This window comes from Bacillus sp. 16GRE42, from assembly GCF_019837435.1.
Lineage (GTDB): Bacteria > Bacillota > Bacilli > Bacillales > Bacillaceae_G > Bacillus_A > Bacillus_A wiedmannii.
Genome location: NZ_JADAXF010000001.1, coordinates 560,116 through 581,561 on the forward strand (window position 1 = coordinate 560,116; position 21,446 = coordinate 581,561).

Sequence of the window (21,446 nt, forward strand, 5' to 3'; positions counted from 1 at the left end):
AGTTTTGCAAGCGTTTCCTATACAATAACCGATATTTTTTGACTTTTTCTAACAAAATATCTTGCAATATATTCAGAAAGTCATTACAATTGCCATATATTAAAAATCTTAGCAATATATCAAATCCTCATCAATCCGATGAGGTAGAGGTTGCGACTTTTATGAGTAAAACGGACGAGACACAGAGAATGTCACCAACTCCGTTTGAAAGGAAAAGTTGCCGAAGTTTATATTTCTTCTCTGGAAATATGAGCTGGGGCTGTCTCCGAAAGGAACAGAACTGTCACGTTTACAAAATTACCGTGTAAACGTGGGGTGCTATCTTAACGGAAGGGTATGATGGGGTGGTTATTTGTGAAACGTTCCGCCTAATTCCTTTGGCGGTTTTTTGTATTTTTCTCCCCCGCTCCTTCCTAACCTACAAGAAAAGGAGTGTTGAACATGAATAGCGCAGCAAATCAATCTACCTCTAAAACGCAAACTACACAAGGACAAGGTGAATTAAAACGCGGATTAAAATCTCGTCACCTTACGATGATTTCTCTCGGTGGTACAATCGGTACCGGACTATTTCTTGCCAGCGGTGGTGTCATCCATACAGCTGGTCCTGGCGGTGCACTAGTCGCATACGCCGCAATTGGAATTATGGTTTACTTTTTAATGACAAGCTTAGCTGAACTCGCGGCTTACATGCCTGTTACCGGATCTTTTAGCACGTATGCAACAAAATTTGTTGATCCATCACTTGGCTTTGCACTTGGATGGAACTATTGGTATAACTGGGCCATTACAATTGCCGCTGAACTCGCGGCTGTAACATTAATTATGAAATTTTGGTTCCCAGATACCCCTTCTCTTATTTGGAGTGGATTATGTTTAGCTATTATTTTCCTTTTAAACTATTTATCTGTTAAAGGGTTTGGTGAATCTGAATATTGGTTCGCACTTATTAAAGTAGTTACTATTATTATCTTTTTAATTGTCGGCTTTATGATGATTTTCGGAATTATGGGCGGCGAATCTGTTGGCTTTAAAAACTTCACTGTTGCAGATGCACCATTTAATGGCGGCATTATGGCAATTATCGGTGTATTTATGGCTGCTGGGTTCTCATTCCAAGGAACTGAATTATTAGGTGTAGCTGCTGGTGAAACTGCTGATCCAGAGCGTAACATTCCAAAAGCAATTCGTTCTATCTTTTGGCGTATTCTTTTATTCTATATCCTTGCGATTCTCGTTATCGGTTTATTAATTCCTTATACGACTGAAAGCCTTGCTGCAAGCGATGTAACAGTAAGTCCATTTACACTTATTTTTGAAAAAGCGGGCGTTGCCTTTGCTGCTTCTGTTATGAACGCTGTTATTTTAACGGCAGTATTGTCTGCTGGTAACTCTGGTATGTATGCATCAACTCGTATGCTTTGGGACTTAGCTCGCCAAGGAAAAGCACCAAAGTTTCTTGGTAAATTAGATAGCCGCGGTGTACCTGTTAACGCATTAATCGTAACGTCAATTGTCGGTAGTATCGCTTTCATTGCCTCTTTATTCGGTGACGGTGTTGTATACATTTGGTTATTAAACGCATCTGGAATGTCTGGCTTTATCGCATGGGTCGGAATTGCAATTAGTCATTACCGTTTCCGTAAAGCATATATCGCACAAGGAAAAGATTTGAAAGACTTACCATATAGAGCAAAATGGTTCCCGTTCGGTCCAATTTTCGCATTTGCACTTTGTGTCATCGTAATTTTAGGTCAAAACTACGGCGCATTTATGGGCGAATCAATCGATTGGAACGGTGTACTCGTTTCTTACATCGGTTTACCACTCTTCTTAGTACTATGGTTAGGATATAAATTTACGAAGAAAACGAAAGTGATTCCGCTCGATAAATGTGAATTGAAATAAAGTGAAACGAGCAAACAAATATGTTTGCTCGTTTTTTATTCCAATGCTTCTCCCTTCCCTATTGCTCCTGTTTTTGCAATAATAAAGGAAATATAAATAAAGGTTGGGATACGATGAACATTCGCATTACTGATGAAGCAAAAGCAGCTATACATAGATTAGAACGTGAAGACAAAAAGATTATTCGCATTAGAGGGACAATGACAAACTCTTGTAGTATTTTCGTTGATGTGGATTTAATTTGGGATACATATAATGCAGATGACGTTGTATATGAAGATGCTGATTTTACCGTACAAATGGATTCATTTACGAAAGACTATACTGGTGATACGGTGAAACTTGATTATAAGACGACTGGTTTTAGTATTACGACTCCGAGTGAGACTTTAGTTTATGGGCTGTCGATTAAAAAATAAAAATTGTTTTTAACTGATCAATGAGGTGAAAACATGGGTAAATATGTTCCGTTAAAATTTTTATTTAATGAAGAATTAGCAGAAAGTATGGCTGATTCTATTTATAAACACGATCCTACTTTCTCTAAAAGCATCTTTGTAGATTCTGTAACATGTAAAGTTGAAAATTTAGAGTTAAAGCAACGTATTGAAGTAATAGCAGATGAATTACACAATGTATTACAAAAAGATTTTAATGAAGCAATACATATTTTACTGAAAACATTGGGACCAGAAAATACAACAGAAGTAGGTACTTTTACAAACGGATATATGTACATGCCTATTGCAAAATACGTTGAAAAATATGGACTTAACCATTTTGAAGCCTCATGTAACGCCATGTATGAAATAACAAAAAGAAATACTGCTGAATATGCCATTCGGCCTTTTCTCGAAACATACCATGAAGACACACTACACATATTACAACAGTGGATTCATGACGAAAACAGCCATATTAGAAGATTAGTTTCCGAAGGTACAAGACCAAGACTTCCTTGGGCTAAAAAAATGGGAGCTCTAAAGGGTGACTTTAAGAACAATTTACAACTTCTTGAACCATTAATGAATGATCCTTCTAAATATGTCCAAAAATCTGTAGCCAATCATATTAACGATATTACGAAAGAAGATAAAGAACTCGTTTTTCAATGGTTACAGCAATTACGTGATAAACAACATCCTGTTAACCCTTGGATTATAAAACATGGGTTACGAACGATTATTAAAAATGGTACTTTGCCAAAAGATTTTTGTTTTTGAGTATTTTAAACAAAACCGCTTATGCTTCAAGAATGAAGTATAAGCGGTTTTCACTTTCAAATATTATCCTTGTCTTAAAATATTTCGAAAAATTTCCGGCTTATTTCGTTCAAAGCTTTCTATAAGCTCTTTTCCAAATTTGATCGTCCTCTTTGTCTGTAAACTCCATCCAGTTTTCCATTAAACAACTGCCTTCCCTTATAACTTCAAAGGATTTCCACTCGATTATCCCGAATATACAAATAACCACTCTAACAAGGAGCGAATTTATATGAATCTATTCGAACATGAAACGTAAAACCGTTCCACTTTAATAAGAGGTCCTCCTTTTTTCTTTTCTCATCATATCATTTACTTACAAAATAGGAGGATATAATTATGAAACGTGATTTATTATTTTTAACTTTATTAGAAAGTGCTAATACAAATTTTAGCGGTTGGGATTTTTCTTTTATTTCAGAAACTGGTCGAATGAAGAGCGAGCCTTTATCATGGCCATACGGCAGCACTGCTTTTCAACTTATGCAGCGTGCAGAATCAATGCTCGATATGGGTACTGGCGGCGGAGAGTTTTTATCTATGTTACAACCGTTCCCATCAACTATTTTTGCGACTGAGGGCTATGCTCCAAACGTGCCAATTGCTCGGAAGAAATTAGAACCTTTAGGGGTTACAGTTATAGAGGTAACAGATGATACTGCTTTACCATTTCAAGATGGTCAGTTTGATTTAATCATAAATCAACATGAATCATATGCTGCCTCTGAGGTAAACAGAATCCTTTCTCCTAATGGAATATTTCTTACACAACAAGTTGGTGGTCTCGATTGTGCGGAACTAAATGAACAGTTTAGCACACCGCTAAATAGCGAATTTGCAAGTTGGTCGCTTGAAACGGCATGTAGTGAGTTAAAGGAAAATGGATTTACTATTTTAGAAGCAAAAGAAGAGTTCCCTTTTCAACGCTTTTACGACATTGGCGCTATCGTCTATTATTTAAAAGCGATTCCGTGGCAAATTCCTGATTTTACTGTCGAAGGTTATTATGAGGAATTATATCGTATACATGAAATCATCTTACAAAAAGGTTATTTTGATGTGAAGCAACATCGTTTTATGATTAAGGCGATTCGCAGTTAATCATGGAGCATTTGAAAAAGAGATGGATCTACCATCTCTTTTTTTATTTTCACTCAATATTTTCTATATTTAAACACTTCGTTTCACAGTAATAGCCTTTGCCACCAACATAAACTTTTTCTATTTTATTCTCGCTATTGGTTGCTAATTTAACTAATATTTCGGAAGGCGAGTGTAAAGAATAACCTTGTTCAAATACATAGACTTCTTTTTGTAAGTAGCGCTGTTCATAAAGATAGCAAGCTAATGCACCGTTTGAAGTTCCAGTCGCTGCTTCTTCATTAATGTCGTATAGTGGAGCAAAATTTCTGCATATAATTCGATTGTCATTAAAAGTATATAGATGCATCCCGACAACATTATAATACTTGCTGATTTCTTTAATTTTTTCAAAATTAGGTTGCATTGTATGTAATTGTGTTTCGCTTTTTATAGGAACTAAAATATCTTTTAAGCCCGTGGAGACAATTTGAATTGGGTATGTATTGTCTATATCTTTAATGTCAAAGCAGTCGATAAACTCATTTGGAGATATAACATCATAGAATATCGGTTCGTTTTGTTCCATGAATATGATGTCATCTTTTATGGTAATAGCAAGAACACCGCTGTTCGTTTCAATCGCATAGCGATTCTTGAAAAGTTTATTTACATGCATCAGTATCGTGAAAGAGGCAATTGTCGCATGACCACATAAATCAACTTCCTCTTTTGGTGTAAAATACTCAATTTTATAATCAGCAATTTCAGATTCTGATATAAATGCGGTTTCCGCATAGCCCAGTTGTTTGGCTATTGCCATTTTTTGAGTAGTGGTCAATGTATTCTCTATAAATACCACTCCTGCTTTATTTCCGCCTTTATGATCCTTGCTAAATGCACTTGCAACATAAACAGATATTTTCATAAGATACCTTCCTCCCCTATAATAAATTGTAGCATAGAACGTACTACATATATATATTGTTGGATAAATTAGCCATAAAGCAAGAGACAAACTATTTTTTAGTATCTGAACTCTCCAAAAAATAGTTTGTCTAGAGCCTGAGAGTTGGATCTATCATCTCTTTTTTCCCGTTTATTTTTAAAAATTTTGTGGTGGCTTCTAGATTGTTAAGTACGTTCACGTCTCGCAATCGCATCAGCTAATGTAATAAGTTGCTTGCGCGTTATCTTTCCAGCTAACTTTTCTTTTATAACTTTTTCCATTTCTTTTGTAATAATCATACCTTCTATTGCTAGAGTCGCTTTAGCTGCCTCGAAAGCTTTATTCAGTTCTTCTTCACTTTTGAATGCCGTAATTTAAGTTATCTCCTTCACATCATTTTCATTTCCTTTTCTAATGAAGCAAATTGTGTACTTATACATACGTTCCTTTTCCCCTCATCTACATATTTAAATTGCATTTTGATTAGACCTTGCTGAATTAAGTTTTTTATTATACAAAAAATTGGTTTTTAATGAGGTATTTTGCTCATTTTTATTAAAAAACATTCTCCTTATAATTATATTTCACATAATATATTGTACAACTTTCGTTTCAGAAAGGAGTGTTCAAAATCGATAACATAAGTAGCGAATTTTTAAAACAATATTACGATAGTCGAGTCTGGTTATATGATACACATTGGCTTGGGGTCCCCATTCTCAAACTTCCCACTGATCTTTTTTTGTATCAAGAAATTATTTACGAATTAAAACCCGATTTAATTATTGAATGTGGTACTTGTTATGGTGGTAGTGCGTTGTATTTAGCTTCTATATTAGATCTAATTGGAAAAGGTCACGTTCTTACTATTGATATATTCCCACAACCAAATCGTCCATCTCATGACCGCATTACGTATGTAACATCTTCTTCTGTTTCTGTACAGGCCGTCCAAACCATTTTAAGTATGCGCAAACCTGATGATGTAATTTTAGTTATTTTAGATTCTGATCATAGTAAAGAGCATGTCTCAAAAGAACTTTTACTTTATAAGTCTATCGTTACTACTGGCAGTTATATTATTGTAGAGGATACATCTATTAATGGAAATCCTGTTTCGCCCGATTGGGGGGCAGGTCCAATGGAAGCTGTAGAAGAGTTTTTAACTAAAAATAACAATTTCATAATCGATGAATCTAAGCATAAGTTTTTCATCTCATTTAATCCAAAAGGTTTTTTAAAGAAGATAAAGTGAAACTTTAATAAGTGGGGTTGTGTATAACCCCACTTATTCTATAATCTTCATTTTTGAAAAAGGATAATATACAAATTCCACTTTGCCTATTATATTATCTTCTTCAATATATCCTAAGCCGTTTCGACTATCTCTACTAAGTTCACGATTATCTCCCATTACAAATAACTTATTTGGCGGGATTTTTGTCTTTTGAAAGTTGTAAAACACTTGCGTATTATTGAATAAATCTTTATTTGTATACGGTTCTTCTTGCTTTTTATCATTCACATATACTGATCCATTCGTTATGTTAATTACGTCACCAGGAAGTCCTATTACTCGTTTTACATAATATTTCGACTCATCCTCTTCCTTTATAATGACAATTTCTCCGTGCTCTATATTAGAAAAATGTACTGCTGCTTTATTTACAAATACGTAGTCTTCTTCATATAAAGTCGGTTGCATCGATTTCCCTTCCACTTTACATAAAGTAAAAGAATGATAGGCTACTACCAAAACAAACGCGAAGAGTATGTATTTCCCCCAGCCTCTTTTAATCTCCTGTTTCATATCCATTCCCACCTTATTTAAACGCTTTTTAACTCAAAAAATATATCACTGCACAATATGTCTCCATGCAGTGATACTATTTTTACTGGGCCTTGTTCGGCTGTTCTACTGGGACTGGATTTCCACTCGCTCTTTTCGTTTTCAATTCAAAATACGCATCCAAAATCTCTTTACCAATCGCGGAATTAACTCCTGATTTGTCATCATTCACCCAAGGTACAACAACTGAAAAAGCTACTTCCGGATCAGCATCATATGGTGCATAACCGGCAAGAGTTAAATTATAACATTTTTTTCGGTTATTGTTTTCATCTCTTCCAATATCACTTTCTCCACCGTATACAGTTTCAGCTGTTCCTGTTTTTCCAGCTGGTTTATACGGTAATCCTTTAAACGTTGCCGTACCTGTTCCGTCAGTTTCTTGAAAAACTCTTCTAAATCCTTCTTTTACATGATTAATGTATGAAGTGTCCATATCCACTCGATTTAAAATAACTGGTTCAATAGACCGAACAACTTTTCCAACATCCTCTGGTCTATGTGGTTGCTCTCTCACTTCTTGTACAATTTGTGGTTTCATTCGGTAACCACCGTTTGCAATTGTTGACATATATTGAGCAAGTTGAAGCGGCGTATATGTATCATACTGTCCAATCGCGTAATCAAGTAAAAAGCCAGGTATGTTATCTGTTCTACCCATTTGACCAATCGATTCATTCGGTAAGTCAATTCCAGTCGGTACGCCTAAGCCAAACTGTCTAAAGTAGTAGCGTATTTTATTAAATGTTTCTTTTTTAATATCTAGCGGATTGTTTGGTACATAATTTACACCTGCCATTTTTAATGCTGTATTAAACATATAAACGTTTGATGAAACTTGTAAAGCTCTTAAATCATCAATATCACCAAAATCTTTCCACGATTTCTTTGGCTTGACACTTCCTTTAAAATACATTGGTGCATCGAAGAAATGCGTATACGGCTTTATTGTTTCAGTTTGATATCCGGCTAATAATGTAGCCCCTTTCACAGTTGACCCTAATTCATAAGAACTTGTCATCGTCCCTAAAGCGAAGTCTTCTATTTGCATGCCGCCATCTTTATTTACAATTTTCTTTCCTGCCATTGATAAAATTTGGCCATTTTTCGGGTTCATCATTACTACAAACGCACGATCCATCATCGGCTCTGCAGAATGAAATGCTCGTAAATTCTTTTCAAGACTTTCCTCTACTTTTTTCTGTAACTCCATATCAACAGTTAACATTAAATTATTTCCGCTTTTTCCTTCAGTCACTTTTTCCGTCCGAATAATATTTCCTGCTTTATCCGTAATGTTTTTAGACTGTTCTTTCGTTCCATGTAATGCATCTTCGTACTGTTTCTCGATGTAGCTCTTACCAATACGGTCATTTCGGTTATAATCACGCACTAAATAATAATCTAACTGTTCTCTCGGTAAGCCCTCATTTTCAGTAGAAACGCTACCAAGTATGGAACGAAGTATTTTATCATTTGGGTATTCACGTTCCCAATCCACTGTCGTATCCACTCCTGGCAAAATTGCCAATCTTTCACTTACGATTGCATATTCATTTTGGCTTACATCTTTTTTAACGATTTGCGGCGTCATTTTATATCCCGCATTCATCCTACTTTTAATTGCTAGTACTTCTAGATCCTCTTTTGATAGTTCGCTTAATTCTTCTTGCGTAATTCTTTCACGGCGCAACTCTTCAACTTTTTTATCTAATTCTTTCCCCTCTATCTCTTGCTTCCTAAATGTACTCTCATCTTCTTTCGTTACTTTTTCTGCTGCTCGTTTTTCATTTAACTGCATCCAAAAATCTTTTTTATCTGTTTCTGTTAACTTAGCTATATCTTCTGGCGACATTTCTATTAGCTGAGCTAACTGTCTCGCTATTTGTAAAACTTCTTTCGAATCTACTCCTTTCATTTTCGTATATGTAACGGTTCGTAGTGGTTTATTATTTACAATCACTTGACCTTGCCGATCAAACATTTTCCCTCTAGGAACAGGAGTGCTTACCGTTACATCTTCCTTTTTGTTCACTTCATTTCTATACGTTTCTCCATCAATGATTTGTACTTTACCTAATTGAATTATAATAGCTGAAAATAAAAGAAAGACGATAAAAAATAGTACATTTAATCGAAATGGAATGTGGGTCTTTTTCTTTTTCGATTGTTTCTTCTGCTCCTTTTTCTGTCTCATTTCGCTCCCTCGCTTCATTCTATTAACATTTCTACACAGAACCATTATGTATCAAATTTATTTATATGATATATATAGAATTTTATATTAATTACTAAAGAAATAAAAGATTTAATTTTCAGTATTTTAATTTTATACCCTATTTATTACCATTCCCTTATTAAGAAATAACATGAATGTTATTCTAAAAGAAAGAGTGTATACAATTGTTTTTTCATACCATTCATTTACATTTCTTTGTATACTAACAATAAAAGACACCACTAAGGAGAAAATGAAATGACAGATTCATTTACAATACATACTAATACGTCATATTGTTTAAACTTTATGATTTATATTCAAAATATTTATCTCAACCAAAAAGAGAATAAAGAAAATTTGCGGTTTCCTTACATAGCAAAACAAGTAAATTTTTCTACTGACTTTGAAGATAATTTCAAAGAATTATGGCATACACTCCGTAAACAAATTGCTAATGAGAGATATGATTTACAGATTTTTTATGAGGAAAACCATATCTTTTATGAGAAGCTCTTTGACACTCAATTATGTAATGAGGACTCCTTTCAAGAGTTAGTATGTAGTTTTAAAGTATGGTGGACTAGCATAGCAGGTCAGCTTTCATTAGAACATTCTGTAAGTGAGTATAGTGAGCAACTTTATAATGATTTGGTTTTATACGTAAAGCAACACCAAATAGAGCCTTTACAACATCTACATATTAGCTTACTTTATGACGACTGTGTATTCGTTAAAGGTAATACTACTTCTTACTCTGCTATTTTACCTACGAAACGCTTTTTTATTAATTATAGAGATGTGGTTACTACATTATCGAAGTGCTTTAAACTGTGATTATCCAAATAAAAAACTGAGGTGGATACCTCAGTTTTTTCGATAACTTATTTCATTGAGGCTAACCCTTCAACAAACTCACCAATCTTATTTTGAAAAACAAAATCAAAGTTATATTCTCGTCCTGTTAACTCTTCATTTACTAAAATTGTCGTTGCCCCTATCTCCCTCTTTGCGATTTCCGGGAATGAAGCGACAGGTTGTACTTTTAATGACGTTCCCATAACGATAAGCACATCTGTTTCATATAAACGTTGTATCGCATTTTGATATTGCGGCAATGTATCTCCGTATAAAACAACGTCTGGATTTAAAATGAAATTACACTTCTCGCAGCGAGGCACTTCATGATCAATCATATACTGCAAATCATATCCCGCTTTACACTTCGGACAGTGTGCTGTTTGAAGTGTTCCATGTAAATCAATGACATGTTTACTACCACCTAGTTGATGTAAACCATCAATATTTTGCGTTAAAATCGTAATATCTTTCCCTTGTTCTTCTAATTCAGCTAAAAAGCGATGCCCGCGATTTGGTTTATATTGATGAAACGTATTAATTTGAAAGATTTCTTTATAATGCTTCCAAAATTCTTTCGGACTTCTATTATAATATCCCCTTGATAAATACATCTCCACATTCGCATCAGCATACAATCCATTTGCTGAACGAAAATCTGGGATACCACTTTCCGTACTTGCTCCTGCACCTGTTAACACTGTAATTTTCTTCGCTTGCTCTAAAATTGAACGTACTTCTTCAAATTGTTGCACAAAAATCACCTCTATGTATATTGCTATACTTATTATACCAGTTGTTTACAGGAGGTGTTGTATGATTCGTTTTATTTAATGCGTCGTACCCCCAATTTCTACAATATCGACCTCAACTGTCGTCGTTACCTCTACTGCTGATTCTATCCCTTTACGAATAGTAGAAAGTGACATACTCGGTTGGCCTGGATAATTGCTCGCTTGTTCTGGTAAGAATGGAATATGAACAAATCCACCTTTTATTTTCTTACCATGTTTCTCTAATTCATGCATGAGACCGTAGAATAAATGATTACAAACGAATGTACCTGCTGTTTGTGAAACGGAAGCCGGTATGCCTTCTTCTTGAAGTCTTTTTACAATTGCTTTCATCGGAAGCGTAGACCAATAGGCAGCCGGTCCTTCTTCCACAACCGGTACATCTACCGGCTGGTTCCCTTCATTGTCGGCAATTCTTGCATCATCAATATTAATTGCGACACGCTCTATCGTAATATCTGGTCTGCCTCCAGCTTGTCCAATACATATAATCATTTCAGGGTTTAGTTCTTCTATATACTCTTTTAATACGCTGATTGATTTATGAAATACCGTTGGGACTTGTTTGCTAATAATCTTGTACTCTCCAATTGTTTTTTCATGTAAACTTTTTGCGACTTCCCAAGCTGGGTTGATGCTTTCTCCGCCGAACGGATCAAATCCTGTTAGTAATACTGTTTTCATAGTTTTCCCTCCTAATTAGAAACGATATACAAGGCCGTACATAATAAACATATTTATGATAAAGATTGAAAGAGCAATTGGTACTTGTGCTTTAATAACTGCATTTTTATCTTTTAGCTCTAAAAGCATCGCCGGAACGATATTAAAGTTTGCTGCCATTGGCGTAAGTAGCGTTCCGCAATATCCAGCAAACATACCGAGTGCTGCCATAATTGCTGGATTCCCACCATGCATTTGAACAATTAAAGGTAAACCAATTCCGCCAGTAATAACGGCAAACGCTGCGAATGCATTTCCCATTACGACTGTAAAAAGCATCATTCCTAAACAATACGCCATAACAGCTACGAACGGATACTCTGTCGGTAATACTTGACCGACTAAATCAGAAACGACTTGTCCAACGCCAGACTTTGCGAAAATACCGCCAAGTGCCGCTAACATCTGTGGTAAAATAACAGCCCAGCCGACAGCTTGTAATAGTCTGCTTCCTTCTTGTACAGGCGTTGTTATTTTCGATTTTGTAATACGCATCGCTGCAACGAATGCAAGTAATGCCCCTAGTGCTAATGCTACTAGCGTTACTTTATCTGGATCAACAAGGGAAACATTTCCCCATTTGATTTTCCCTAACGTTAACGTACCGATAATTGTAAAAATAGGAATTAATAGTGCAGGCATAAAAATTTTATTTTTTAATTTCTCAGCATGTTTCACACGTTCTTGTACAGGTACTTCTTTCTCTTCTGATTTTGTTACTTTATTTAGTGAAGCTAACACGACCATAGCGAGCACAATACAACCAACGTAAAACGAAGGGATTATATTTCCGAATAAAAACGTAACTGCAAATAATGCCCAAAATAAGCTAGAACCCCATCGATTTGGATGTTCACGATCAAATGCAATACGAACAGCGATAAAGGCAACGATTATACCTAATACGTAATAAATTGTATCCATTGTGATGATGTTCATTTTATATTGCCTCCTTCTCTTCTTTTTCTTTTGATGTCATCGTTTTCGCTATATATTTATCAAATCTTCTAAATCTGATCCAGCTGACAATAAGCGCAGATATTGCAGTTGGAATACCCCAAAGCGCCATATCCCACACACCGACATGCATACCTACTGAATCGAAGAATCCTTTCATTAATAAAATCGCACCAGTCGCGATAAATATATCCTCTCCGAAAAACCAAGCTGTATTTTCCGCAGCTGCTGCGTTTGCTTTAATCTTTTCTCTTAACTTTTCAGGTAACTTACCATATTTACCTTGCGCAGCCCCTTCTGCCATCGGTGCAACGAGTGGCCTTACTGTTTGTGCATGACCACCAATATTCAGTCCAAGTGCTGCTGATGATTCTCTTATCGTAAAATATGACATTAACACTCTTCCAGTTGTTGCGCCTTTTGATTTCGTTATAAGTGCTTCTGCTCTTTCTTTTAAACCGTAACGCTCTAAAATTCCGATTACCGGTAAAGTTAGTATAATCGGCATAGACATATATCTATTTTCTATGAAAAATTTACCGAACATGCTAATCACATCATAAAAGCTTAATCCTGAAACCATACCAGTAACAATACCTGCAACCATAACTACTAATAATGTATTTAATCTAAATAAAAACCCCACTGCAACAAGTAGTATCCCGATTAATTTAATCATTCCAGCACTTCCCCCTATTTTTTATTTCGGTGCACAAATAGAAATACCATTAAATTCGAATGTTCTGTATATTTTTCTCGCAAATTGGACTGCTTTCTCTCCATCACCATGTAAACAAATTGTTTGTGCTTGAACTGCTACTTTCTCTCCGTTCACCGCGTTTACGTAGCCTTCTTTCACCATTTGAAGCACTTGCTTTATCGCTTCTTCTTCATTTTTTATAAGTGCATTTTCTTCTGTCCGGCTCGTTAACGTTCCATCTTGCTTATACGTACGATCAGCAAAAGCTTCTTGTACGAGAGTTATATTGTATTTTTCCGCAGCCTGTATAAACGCCTCGCTATTTGCTAATCCGTAAAGTAATAGCTTGGGATTACTATGATAAATTGCTTTTGCGATTGCATCTGCAATTTCCGGATTTGTCGCCGCCATATTATATAGGGCACCGTGCGGTTTTACATGATGCATGTTCCCGCCTGCCGCTTTCACAAAAGCATCTAATGCACCGATTTGATATAAAACGTAATCGTATACTTCACTCGCTGAAACATTCATGTTTCTTCTTCCAAATCCAATTAAATCAGGAAAACCAGGATGCGCGCCAATTGCTACGTTATGCTGCAGTGCCTTTTCGACCGTTTTCCTCATTACAGTCGGATCACCCGCATGAAAACCGCAAGCAACGTTTATAGAGGAAACGAACGGAAGAATTTCATCATCATTCCCCATTTTATAAGCTCCAAAACTTTCTCCTAAATCACAATTTAAATCGATTGTCGTCACGATATTCCCCTCCTAATGTCAGCTTCGTAAAGTGATGAATTTCTTTAATAGATTCATATTTACTTCTTGTTCTATGTACAATTGTTCCGCTTCTTCCAGCGTAATTTTCTCAAAAGAAACATAATCCCCCGGTTTTAACTGAGCAAGAAGTGGTAAATCTACTGAAATAATATTTCCCATTCTCGGATAGCCACCTGTCGTTTGCCTATCTGCCATTAATATAATCGGCTGTCCTCCATTAGGAACTTGAATGGTCCCAAATGTAACCGGACTCGATAAAATCTCTTTTTCTTCAATCCTATTTAAAACTTCTCCTTCAACTCTATAGCCCATACGATCAGCGTAATTAGATACTTTATACTCTTTCGTGAAAAATGCCCTTATACTTTCTTCTGTAAATTGATCATATTCAAAATCAGTTATAACGCGAAGCTTAGGATATTTCTTATACTTTGGCAGTACGCCGCTGCTAATTGCCCATTTCGTTTTGACTCGCTCATCCTTTTGTAAGTCTTGAATGAAACGCCTTGCCATTTCTGTGTGTGTACCAATTTGAAAATAATCTCCTTTTTTCAGCATTCTTCCTTCAATACCACCAATCGCAGCACGTATGTAAGTACTTTTGCTTCCCATTGTACGATCAATCTGTATACCACCTGCAAAAGTCACATACGCTCTGCAACCACTTTTCACTTTCCCAAAACAAAGCATGCTACCTTCTTCCGCTAAAATGGGACGCCATAATGGAATACGCTCTCCATTCAATAACGGCTCCATATTTGCTCCGCCAATCGCAAGTAAAGTCGTTTTCTTTATTAACAATTTAGGTCCCATAATTGTCATTTCAAGTCCCGCTTCATTCTCTTCATTACCGACTAACATATTAATCATCCGAAGTGCACTTTGATCCATGGCCCCGCCAACTGGTACACCGTATTGTTGATAATGAGATCGCCCTAAATCTTGGACTGTTGTAAACATTCCCGCATGCAAAACCTCTACATCCATTCTTTAGCCCCCTCAAGTGATACATACTCTTCCTTCGTTATTGGGATAAATCGTAAATACATACCACTTTGAATATATGTCGGTGTTTCTTCTTCTGGATTAAATAATGAAATAGGAGTTCGGCCAATAATATTCCATCCTCCTGGTGTTTCAAGTGGATATATACCTGTTTGATTTCCACCAATACCTACCGAACCAGCAGGTATTTGTAACCGTGGTGTTTCTTTTCTAGGTGTTTCTAGTTCTTTTGATAGTCCTCCTAAATACGGGAATCCTGGTGTAAAACCTAACATATACACAAAATATGTTGTCTCGCTATGTATGCGAATCACATCCTCCGCTCGTAATCCTCTACAATGCGCGACCTCTTCTAAATCAGGTCCATATTCTCCCCCGTAGCAAACAGGTATAGAAATATATTTCACATCTTGGTTCACTTCTTCTTTATACGAATTACACAGCTCTTTTATATATTGGCAAACGTAATGATATGATCCTTCACTTCTCTCATTTCGCTTCCATACTTCGTATACATTGTAGTAGACCGCTAATGAAGTGAAAGATGGTACACACTCAACCATTCCTGTAAACGGGTGCCGTCTCAACGCTTGAAATAATCGCTGCACTTTTTCGTATGTCTCCATCCCAATTTCTTCACCAAATGTAACAATCATTGCTTGATCTCCTAATGCAGAAAATTTCATCCCACTCCCTCTTTCTATGCCAAAAAGCCAAGTTCTTTCGAAATGCGATGTGCTGTTTCTTTCACCTTCGCAATAAAATATGAAATGTTACTTTCGCTATACTCAATTGCTAAACCTGAAATACTAATACCCGCTATAACTGTTCCATCGCTTGCAAAAATGGGCGCTGCTATAGCCGCTGTATGATTTTCTAACTCCGAGTAGCTAATTGTGTGACCTTCCTTTTTCGCCATTTGTAACACTTCTAACAATTGCTCCTTATCCACGATTGTTCCATCTGCAAACTGTTTTAAATCCGTTTCCTCTATGTACTTCCATGTCTCTTTCTCAGAGAAATACGATAGTAAAATTCTCGGACATGCACCAGCATAAAGCGGTGCTCTTCTTCCAACCGCGGTATACACGCGTACAGGCTGAACGCCTTCCATCTTTTCCACATAAATCGCGTCATTACCATCTTGAATAATTAAATTAACTGCCTGCCCTAAACTATTTCTAAGCTCTTTCATATATGGAATCGCAATATTTCTTACGGATAATCTTTGTGACACAAGTTGACCGAACCGTAAAAAAACGACTCCGAGACGATACTTCCCCTTCTCATTTTTTTGTAATAACTCCATTTCTTCTAACGAGCCAATTAAACGATAAACAGATGTTTTCGGCATACTCGTAAGCTGAACCATCTCTGTTAAACTTAACTCTTCATGCTCATAAAACAACTCTAAAATATCCATTGTCTTAACTGCCGTTTTATTTATACTCATTCTATCTCCCTCTTGTTCCGAATTACGGAACTTAAATTCCGTTTTTCGAAACAAACATATAATTTAAAATTATAAAATATTCTTTCAATTCTATCAATATTTTTTTAAGTATGTGACCTGATATATTTTGTCAGTAATTTTAAAAACGTAAACAATTAAATGAATTTGTAAATTTTTACATCAAACTATTACATCTCCACTATATTTCGATTATTATAATATACGCAAAACAAAATGTAAGGAGTGTTTCTTTTGAAAAAGCTGCTAGTGATTCCTTCTATTATGTTGTCTTTTTGTATAGGTTATAAGGTAACATTTGCGACAAATGAAGATACTCATTCAACCGCTAAAATTGCCCAACATCATAAAATAGCGAACGAAGAAATTCATTTTTTCGGATCAAGTATTTCTGGCTTTAACTATTCTCATGGAGATGAATTAAGTGTTCTTGTAAAAAATATAGGTGATTCTCCTTTTAGTTACACTTTATATAATGCTAAAGATTCTTGGATGATTGACGGAACTTTAAAACCTGGGGAACAAGCGATCAATGAATTTAGTATAAATTGGAGTGATTGGCTTCCTGAAGGTGAATACAAGATAAAATTTAGAAATAATGATGGTTCTCTTTCAAAAGTTCAAGTTATAGCAAAACCTAACATATAAATAAGGCACAAAAAAAGTATGGAAGAATATTTCTTCCATACTTTTTGTTTTATAACGCTCTTACTTGTTTCAACGGCCAGAAAACAGCTTGTCCTTTTCCGACAATCTCATCTTCTGAAATGAATCCGAACATACGACCATCTTTCGAAACTTCACGATTATCTCCTAAAACAAACACTTGGCCTTCTGGCACTTTCGTTTTTCCTGTGATTTGTTCTAACGTAAAGTCTGGAGTTAATACACGGCCTGCTGCTTTTTCTTTAAACTCTTTTAAATATGGTTCTTCCATCGCTTTTCCGTTTACATATAAAACATCGTTTTTATACTCAACTGTATCGCCTGGTAAACCAATTACTCGTTTTACTAAATCGTACCCTTCTTTTCCGTGGAAGACGATAATATCAAAGCGATCTAATCCACTTATACTATAACCGATCTTATTCACAAGAACTCGTTCGTTATTTTCTAAAGTGGGCATCATCGATTCACCTTGTACTAATGAGGGTGTAAATAAAACACCGCGAATAATAGCAATTAGGACAAGGGTAAATCCTATCGTTTTAGCCCATGAGAATAATTCTTTCTTCGTATTTTCCTTCATCGTTTCTCCTCTTTCTTATGTGCTTATTTTATTATTTGAACTAATTCTTGTACTAAATTCGGATCAATTTCAGAAAAACATGATTTCCCTTCTCTTACCGCTGTACCGACATGAGCTTGCGTGATTCCAGTTTCATCTAGCAATTGCTTTATATTTTCTTTCGTCACGCCAGCTCCAACTACAAGCTGAATTTGACCATCGCTTACCTTTTGCATTTCTGTAAGCACCGGTATATTCTCTACTATATTTCCTTGTCCACCTGAAGTTAAAACGTGAGTCACTTTATGAAACTTCTTTAAAGTTTCCATCGCTTCTACTGGATTTTCTATATCATCTATTGCACGGTGGTACGTTACATTTATTCCATCTACAACAGATAGTAAATCCGCTAATTTCTCGTCATCCACTTCATTTCGTTCGTTTAATACGCCTAATACAACACCAGCTGCACCTAACTTCTGCGCAATGATAATATCTTCCTTCATCATTTCAATTTCTTCTTCCGTATATGTAAAAGACTTCGCATGCGGACGAATCATAACGTGAATCGGTATATGTACCGCTTCTACCGCTTTTTTAATAAATGCATAACTCGGCGTTAAACCGCCTTCTGTATAAGATGTAATTAATTCAATTCGCTTCCCACCAGCTCGTTCAATTCGTTTCACATCTTCTAAACATGTTGCAATAACCTCTAGCATGAGATGACCTCTTTTCGTGCTTTTTTCTTATTATAACATTAGTAAAAATAAGAAACCTAGCTTTCTCCTATAAAACTGTAAAAAGAAGAATGAAAAGAAAGATTTTTTTATTGATTGCGTTTATTGGTAATTTTATATTCTACAAAAAAAAGGAGCGATACCTAGCACTTCGGACTAGGTATCGCTCCTTTTTTTTAGTTATTTTTCTTAGTTACTTCATTATAATAGTGGCTAAATGCTTCTACTAATGCGTCAACTGACGCATACAATTCTTCTGGTGTATTATCTACCCCTCCCATTTCAATAAGTAATGCATTCGGAGAAAGGTCTTGATTATATACTCCGTTCCCGCTTTTACGATCTTTAATAAAAATCCCTCGGCTTAAACCGTAATACTTCTCATCTAAATATGAATTTATTGTCGTTACTATTTTTTTATTTTTTTCATAGTTAGGATTTTCTCGTCCTAAAATAAAATAGAGCCTAGCATAATTCTTTCCGTTAATATTTTTTGTTGTAATATTTTTTCGGGCATCATCTCTATGAAGGTCCATTGGGAACATAATATTTTTATCTTGTGCTAATTTATCTTGTAATATTTGACGGGATCCTTTGTAAGATTGGGCCCAATTTAATTTTTTATTTCGCAGAAAATCCCTCATATTTGTCGTATCATGTGAAACACCTATTCCTTTTTCTTCTAACTTTTGTTTTAAATAGTTTCCAACAAACGTAATATTCACTTCATTATTTGTACTGGAAGCATCATCAGGTATCGTAGCACCTGGAATAAGAGGAATAAACGCTTCCCAACTATGTGTATGATAAATAAAAACTTTATTTTGTGTATTTGAATTTTCACCAGTAGAATTGTTTTCTTTCCCACTCTTTGGGTGTTCAATAGCAGTACCTTTATCTTTAATGTTATCTAAAGGAATACTGGATTCTTCAGGAATGTTCGTATAATCTGTTCCTTCCCCAGCAATTAATATTTCCGAATAAAATTGATTCATATTAGGAAGTTCCCGGGTTAATAAACTTCGGAGATCATTTACATTAATGTTTGTAGAAAGTGATAGTAAAAAAGATTCTAAAGACGCTCGTCCTTTTTCTTTATGAAATTCTTCTGCAAAATAACGATTTTCACTTCCTATCATATACATAAGTCCTTTAGTAGAATTCGTTCCTAATAACTGATTTATATAAAATGATTTAAATACGCTTGAATTACTAGAAATGAAGAATGAAGTGAGGATACATATAATAGTGAATAAAATACATATCACTATATACCTTACATTTAATAATTTCAGTTTCACTTTATTCATTTTATATCTCCCTTCATTTACTATATTCTTACGCATAATTTTTAAGTAATATGATTAATAATTTAATAGAACTGCCTCAACTACTATGTTTTCATTTAACCTCTTTCTGTAAAGTGAATGAGCTTAAAGTTGCTGTACGCAAATATCATCAAAGGTTTTAAAAGAAATTAAATAACCTGAGTCTATATAAATATAGAACTCAGGTTATTTAATACTATCTATTTGACCGGAGGCATTGCATTTTGATTGACTTTTTTATTTTCCATGTCAATGTCTAATTGATCTTTCAATAGCTTCACACCTTTTTTTGTAAGATGGACAGCCCGACTCTTATCCGTTTTTGTAATCCATTCCTGTTCAAAAAATAGTTTTGCTATTGCAGATCCTAACCAACCAGAAATATGGTAGCGTCGTTCACTCCAATCAAGACAAGGTTTTGCAAATACTCTCCTTTTTATCTCTGCCGTTTCAATATTTATTCCAAAATTCAGAAACCACCCCTTACCTTGTTCCGTTACAATGTATTCTCCTTCCTTTAAAATTATAAATTCCCTATGTAGTAATTTTTCAGTTATCTCTACACCGAGTCTGCCTGCAAGATGATCATAGCAAGTTCGCGCATAACGAATTTGTTTTAGCTGATCCGATTGTTTTAAAGACCGAACTTGGACTGTTGGTGCAATTGTTCCTAACTTTTCAAGAACTTCTGCTACCTCTTGATTAGCAAGTCGATAGTAACGATGTCTACCATGTTGTTCAACTGTAAGTAGATTTCCCTCTACTAATTTAGAAAGATGAGAACTAATCGTTGGATGTGACACCTTTGCCATATAAGCCAATTCGCTAGCAGGTAGTGCCTGATTATTCATTAGACAATCTAAGATAATTGCTCTTGTAGGTTCAGCAATTAGTTTAGCTATATATGAGATATTCGGATATACATTCATATTTCGATGATACCCTAACTATTAAACTGATACAATTATTTTAAGTTTAATAGTAAAGGAGAATGTATTATGAATGCAATTGATCTTAGTATATTAAATTTGAAAGAAACGAGAAGGCGCTCAGAAAAATTATGGAATTCTCTTCCCGATAATTTTCTTAATTGGAAGCCTGATCATGAAGCTATGTCCTTTGGTGAGATGATTCGTCATGTATGGAGCTCAACTTTTTATTATCATATGATTTTAAAAAACAACGGCTCAATAAATGACATACGTATCCCGTATGATGACGAGCCAATTACTTGTGTAAAAAAAGAAATTGAATTGGCACAAGTATACTTTACTGACTTTATAGAATATGTACAATCCATAAACAAAGCTGAGCTAGATTCCACTCTTATTGATCGAAGCGATGTTGGCTATCAACGATATTTAGGGGACATGCTATTACGAATTGCCTATCATGATGCGGTCCATGCAGGTCAATTTTTACAATATTTACGAATGGTAAACTTGGAAAGACCTTTAATTTGGGATTAAAAGTTGTCAAACTAACATTGCAATACATATTCATTCAGCCAATAACAATCCAAAATCATGATAACCATTTATACTAAAAATCTACATCTCAATTTGGTACTTTGTACACATAAAAAGCACATGT

Annotated in this window: 24 protein-coding genes, 1 pseudogene and 1 riboswitch; of the genes and pseudogenes, 8 read left to right on the forward strand and 17 right to left on the reverse strand. The window is 35.2% G+C overall.

The window, feature by feature from the left end:
- Positions 1-136 precede the first annotated feature (136 nt).
- Positions 137-329, forward strand: a riboswitch (Lysine riboswitch).
- A gap of 112 nt (positions 330-441) precedes the next feature.
- The 3 genes from ILS93_RS03000 to ILS93_RS03010 all read left to right on the forward strand — a co-directional run bounded on the left by ILS93_RS03000 (position 442) and on the right by ILS93_RS03010 (position 3,131).
- Positions 442-1,908 carry an amino acid permease gene (locus ILS93_RS03000; RefSeq protein ID WP_064475686.1) on the forward strand — a complete coding sequence of 489 codons (1,467 nt, stop codon included), beginning with the start codon at positions 442-444 and terminating at the stop codon, positions 1,906-1,908.
- A 113-nt stretch (positions 1,909-2,021) separates the two neighbouring features.
- A complete protein-coding gene (locus ILS93_RS03005) occupies positions 2,022-2,327 on the forward strand; it encodes an iron-sulfur cluster biosynthesis family protein (RefSeq protein WP_064475687.1) in 306 nt (101 codons plus the stop codon).
- 33 nt (positions 2,328-2,360) lie between these two features.
- Positions 2,361-3,131, forward strand: a complete 771-nt coding sequence (locus tag ILS93_RS03010) for a DNA alkylation repair protein (protein ID WP_064475688.1) — start codon at positions 2,361-2,363, stop codon at positions 3,129-3,131.
- Between the two features lie 63 nt (positions 3,132-3,194).
- Here ILS93_RS03010 and ILS93_RS03015 read toward each other — a convergent pair.
- Positions 3,195-3,269 (reverse strand): annotated as a pseudogene (locus tag ILS93_RS03015) (DUF2716 domain-containing protein); the annotation flags it as partial.
- Between the two features lie 240 nt (positions 3,270-3,509).
- Here ILS93_RS03015 and ILS93_RS03020 point away from each other — a divergent pair.
- Positions 3,510-4,271, forward strand: coding sequence for a class I SAM-dependent methyltransferase (locus ILS93_RS03020; protein ID WP_088048307.1), 762 nt, complete (start codon positions 3,510-3,512; stop codon positions 4,269-4,271).
- Between the two features lie 49 nt (positions 4,272-4,320).
- Here ILS93_RS03020 and ILS93_RS03025 read toward each other — a convergent pair whose 3' ends face one another.
- Both ILS93_RS03025 and ILS93_RS28905 read right to left on the reverse strand, forming a co-directional pair.
- A complete protein-coding gene (locus ILS93_RS03025) occupies positions 4,321-5,178 on the reverse strand; it encodes a PhzF family phenazine biosynthesis protein (protein ID WP_222659904.1) in 858 nt (285 codons plus the stop codon).
- Between the two features lie 206 nt (positions 5,179-5,384).
- Positions 5,385-5,573, reverse strand: coding sequence for a hypothetical protein (locus ILS93_RS28905; protein WP_064475691.1), 189 nt, complete (start codon positions 5,571-5,573; stop codon positions 5,385-5,387).
- Positions 5,574-5,821: 248 nt separating this feature from the next.
- Between ILS93_RS28905 and ILS93_RS03035 the strand changes: the two genes are divergently transcribed.
- Positions 5,822-6,454 (forward strand): cephalosporin hydroxylase family protein, encoded by a 633-nt coding sequence (locus tag ILS93_RS03035; RefSeq protein WP_081257278.1) that lies wholly within the window; start codon positions 5,822-5,824, stop codon positions 6,452-6,454.
- Positions 6,455-6,487: 33 nt separating this feature from the next.
- Here the strand turns inward: ILS93_RS03035 and lepB (ILS93_RS03040) are convergent, their stop codons facing one another.
- Positions 6,488-7,009: a signal peptidase I gene (gene lepB / locus ILS93_RS03040; RefSeq protein ID WP_064475693.1), complete on the reverse strand. Its 522-nt coding sequence runs from the start codon at positions 7,007-7,009 to the stop codon at positions 6,488-6,490.
- Positions 7,010-7,091: 82 nt separating this feature from the next.
- Positions 7,092-9,245, reverse strand: coding sequence for a peptidoglycan D,D-transpeptidase FtsI family protein (locus ILS93_RS03045; protein ID WP_222659906.1), 2,154 nt, complete (start codon positions 9,243-9,245; stop codon positions 7,092-7,094).
- A 279-nt stretch (positions 9,246-9,524) separates the two neighbouring features.
- Here ILS93_RS03045 and ILS93_RS03050 point away from each other — a divergent pair, with 279 nt between their 5' ends.
- The gene (locus ILS93_RS03050; RefSeq protein ID WP_064475695.1) at positions 9,525-10,103 is read left to right on the forward strand and encodes a hypothetical protein; all 579 of its coding nucleotides are present in this window, start codon (positions 9,525-9,527) and stop codon (positions 10,101-10,103) included.
- A gap of 47 nt (positions 10,104-10,150) precedes the next feature.
- On the opposite strand, the gene ILS93_RS03055 is transcribed toward ILS93_RS03050, so the two are convergent.
- The 8 genes from ILS93_RS03055 to ILS93_RS03090 form a co-directional block, all read right to left on the reverse strand.
- A complete protein-coding gene (locus tag ILS93_RS03055; RefSeq protein ID WP_064475696.1) occupies positions 10,151-10,879 on the reverse strand; it encodes an NAD-dependent protein deacylase in 729 nt (242 codons plus the stop codon).
- A gap of 75 nt (positions 10,880-10,954) precedes the next feature.
- Positions 10,955-11,602 carry a pyroglutamyl-peptidase I gene (pcp, locus tag ILS93_RS03060; RefSeq protein ID WP_064475697.1) on the reverse strand — a complete coding sequence of 216 codons (648 nt, stop codon included), beginning with the start codon at positions 11,600-11,602 and terminating at the stop codon, positions 10,955-10,957.
- Between the two features lie 15 nt (positions 11,603-11,617).
- A complete protein-coding gene (locus tag ILS93_RS03065) occupies positions 11,618-12,580 on the reverse strand; it encodes a DUF979 domain-containing protein (protein WP_064475698.1) in 963 nt (320 codons plus the stop codon).
- Position 12,581: 1 nt separating this feature from the next.
- Entirely contained in the window at positions 12,582-13,277 is a 696-nt protein-coding gene (locus ILS93_RS03070; RefSeq protein WP_000593388.1) for a DUF969 domain-containing protein, read from the reverse strand.
- A gap of 21 nt (positions 13,278-13,298) precedes the next feature.
- Complete coding sequence (gene pxpA, locus ILS93_RS03075; RefSeq protein ID WP_064475699.1) at positions 13,299-14,060, reverse strand: 5-oxoprolinase subunit PxpA; 762 nt, start codon at positions 14,058-14,060, stop codon at positions 13,299-13,301.
- A gap of 18 nt (positions 14,061-14,078) precedes the next feature.
- The gene (locus tag ILS93_RS03080) at positions 14,079-15,068 is read right to left on the reverse strand and encodes a 5-oxoprolinase subunit C family protein (protein ID WP_064475700.1); all 990 of its coding nucleotides are present in this window, start codon (positions 15,066-15,068) and stop codon (positions 14,079-14,081) included.
- The gene (gene pxpB / locus ILS93_RS03085; RefSeq protein WP_222659908.1) at positions 15,059-15,772 is read right to left on the reverse strand and encodes a 5-oxoprolinase subunit PxpB; all 714 of its coding nucleotides are present in this window, start codon (positions 15,770-15,772) and stop codon (positions 15,059-15,061) included. The genes ILS93_RS03080 and pxpB overlap by 10 nt, the downstream gene beginning before the upstream one ends.
- A gap of 14 nt (positions 15,773-15,786) precedes the next feature.
- The gene (locus ILS93_RS03090) at positions 15,787-16,539 is read right to left on the reverse strand and encodes an IclR family transcriptional regulator (RefSeq protein ID WP_064475702.1); all 753 of its coding nucleotides are present in this window, start codon (positions 16,537-16,539) and stop codon (positions 15,787-15,789) included.
- A gap of 252 nt (positions 16,540-16,791) precedes the next feature.
- On the opposite strand from ILS93_RS03090, the gene ILS93_RS03095 reads away from it, so the two are divergent.
- Positions 16,792-17,205: a hypothetical protein gene (locus tag ILS93_RS03095; RefSeq protein ID WP_222659911.1), complete on the forward strand. Its 414-nt coding sequence runs from the start codon at positions 16,792-16,794 to the stop codon at positions 17,203-17,205.
- A 49-nt stretch (positions 17,206-17,254) separates the two neighbouring features.
- On the opposite strand, the gene lepB (ILS93_RS03100) is transcribed toward ILS93_RS03095, so the two are convergent.
- The 4 genes from lepB (ILS93_RS03100) to ILS93_RS03115 form a co-directional block, all read right to left on the reverse strand.
- Positions 17,255-17,806, reverse strand: coding sequence for a signal peptidase I (lepB, locus tag ILS93_RS03100; RefSeq protein ID WP_000662489.1), 552 nt, complete (start codon positions 17,804-17,806; stop codon positions 17,255-17,257).
- A gap of 23 nt (positions 17,807-17,829) precedes the next feature.
- Positions 17,830-18,507, reverse strand: a complete 678-nt coding sequence (locus ILS93_RS03105; RefSeq protein WP_064475704.1) for a copper homeostasis protein CutC — start codon at positions 18,505-18,507, stop codon at positions 17,830-17,832.
- A gap of 194 nt (positions 18,508-18,701) precedes the next feature.
- Positions 18,702-19,835, reverse strand: a complete 1,134-nt coding sequence (locus tag ILS93_RS03110) for a stage II sporulation protein P (RefSeq protein WP_222659913.1) — start codon at positions 19,833-19,835, stop codon at positions 18,702-18,704.
- A 218-nt stretch (positions 19,836-20,053) separates the two neighbouring features.
- Positions 20,054-20,782, reverse strand: coding sequence for an ArsR/SmtB family transcription factor (locus ILS93_RS03115; RefSeq protein ID WP_064475706.1), 729 nt, complete (start codon positions 20,780-20,782; stop codon positions 20,054-20,056).
- Positions 20,783-20,851: 69 nt separating this feature from the next.
- Here ILS93_RS03115 and ILS93_RS03120 point away from each other — a divergent pair, with 69 nt between their 5' ends.
- Entirely contained in the window at positions 20,852-21,322 is a 471-nt protein-coding gene (locus tag ILS93_RS03120; RefSeq protein ID WP_222659915.1) for a DinB family protein, read from the forward strand.
- Positions 21,323-21,446 lie beyond the last annotated feature (124 nt).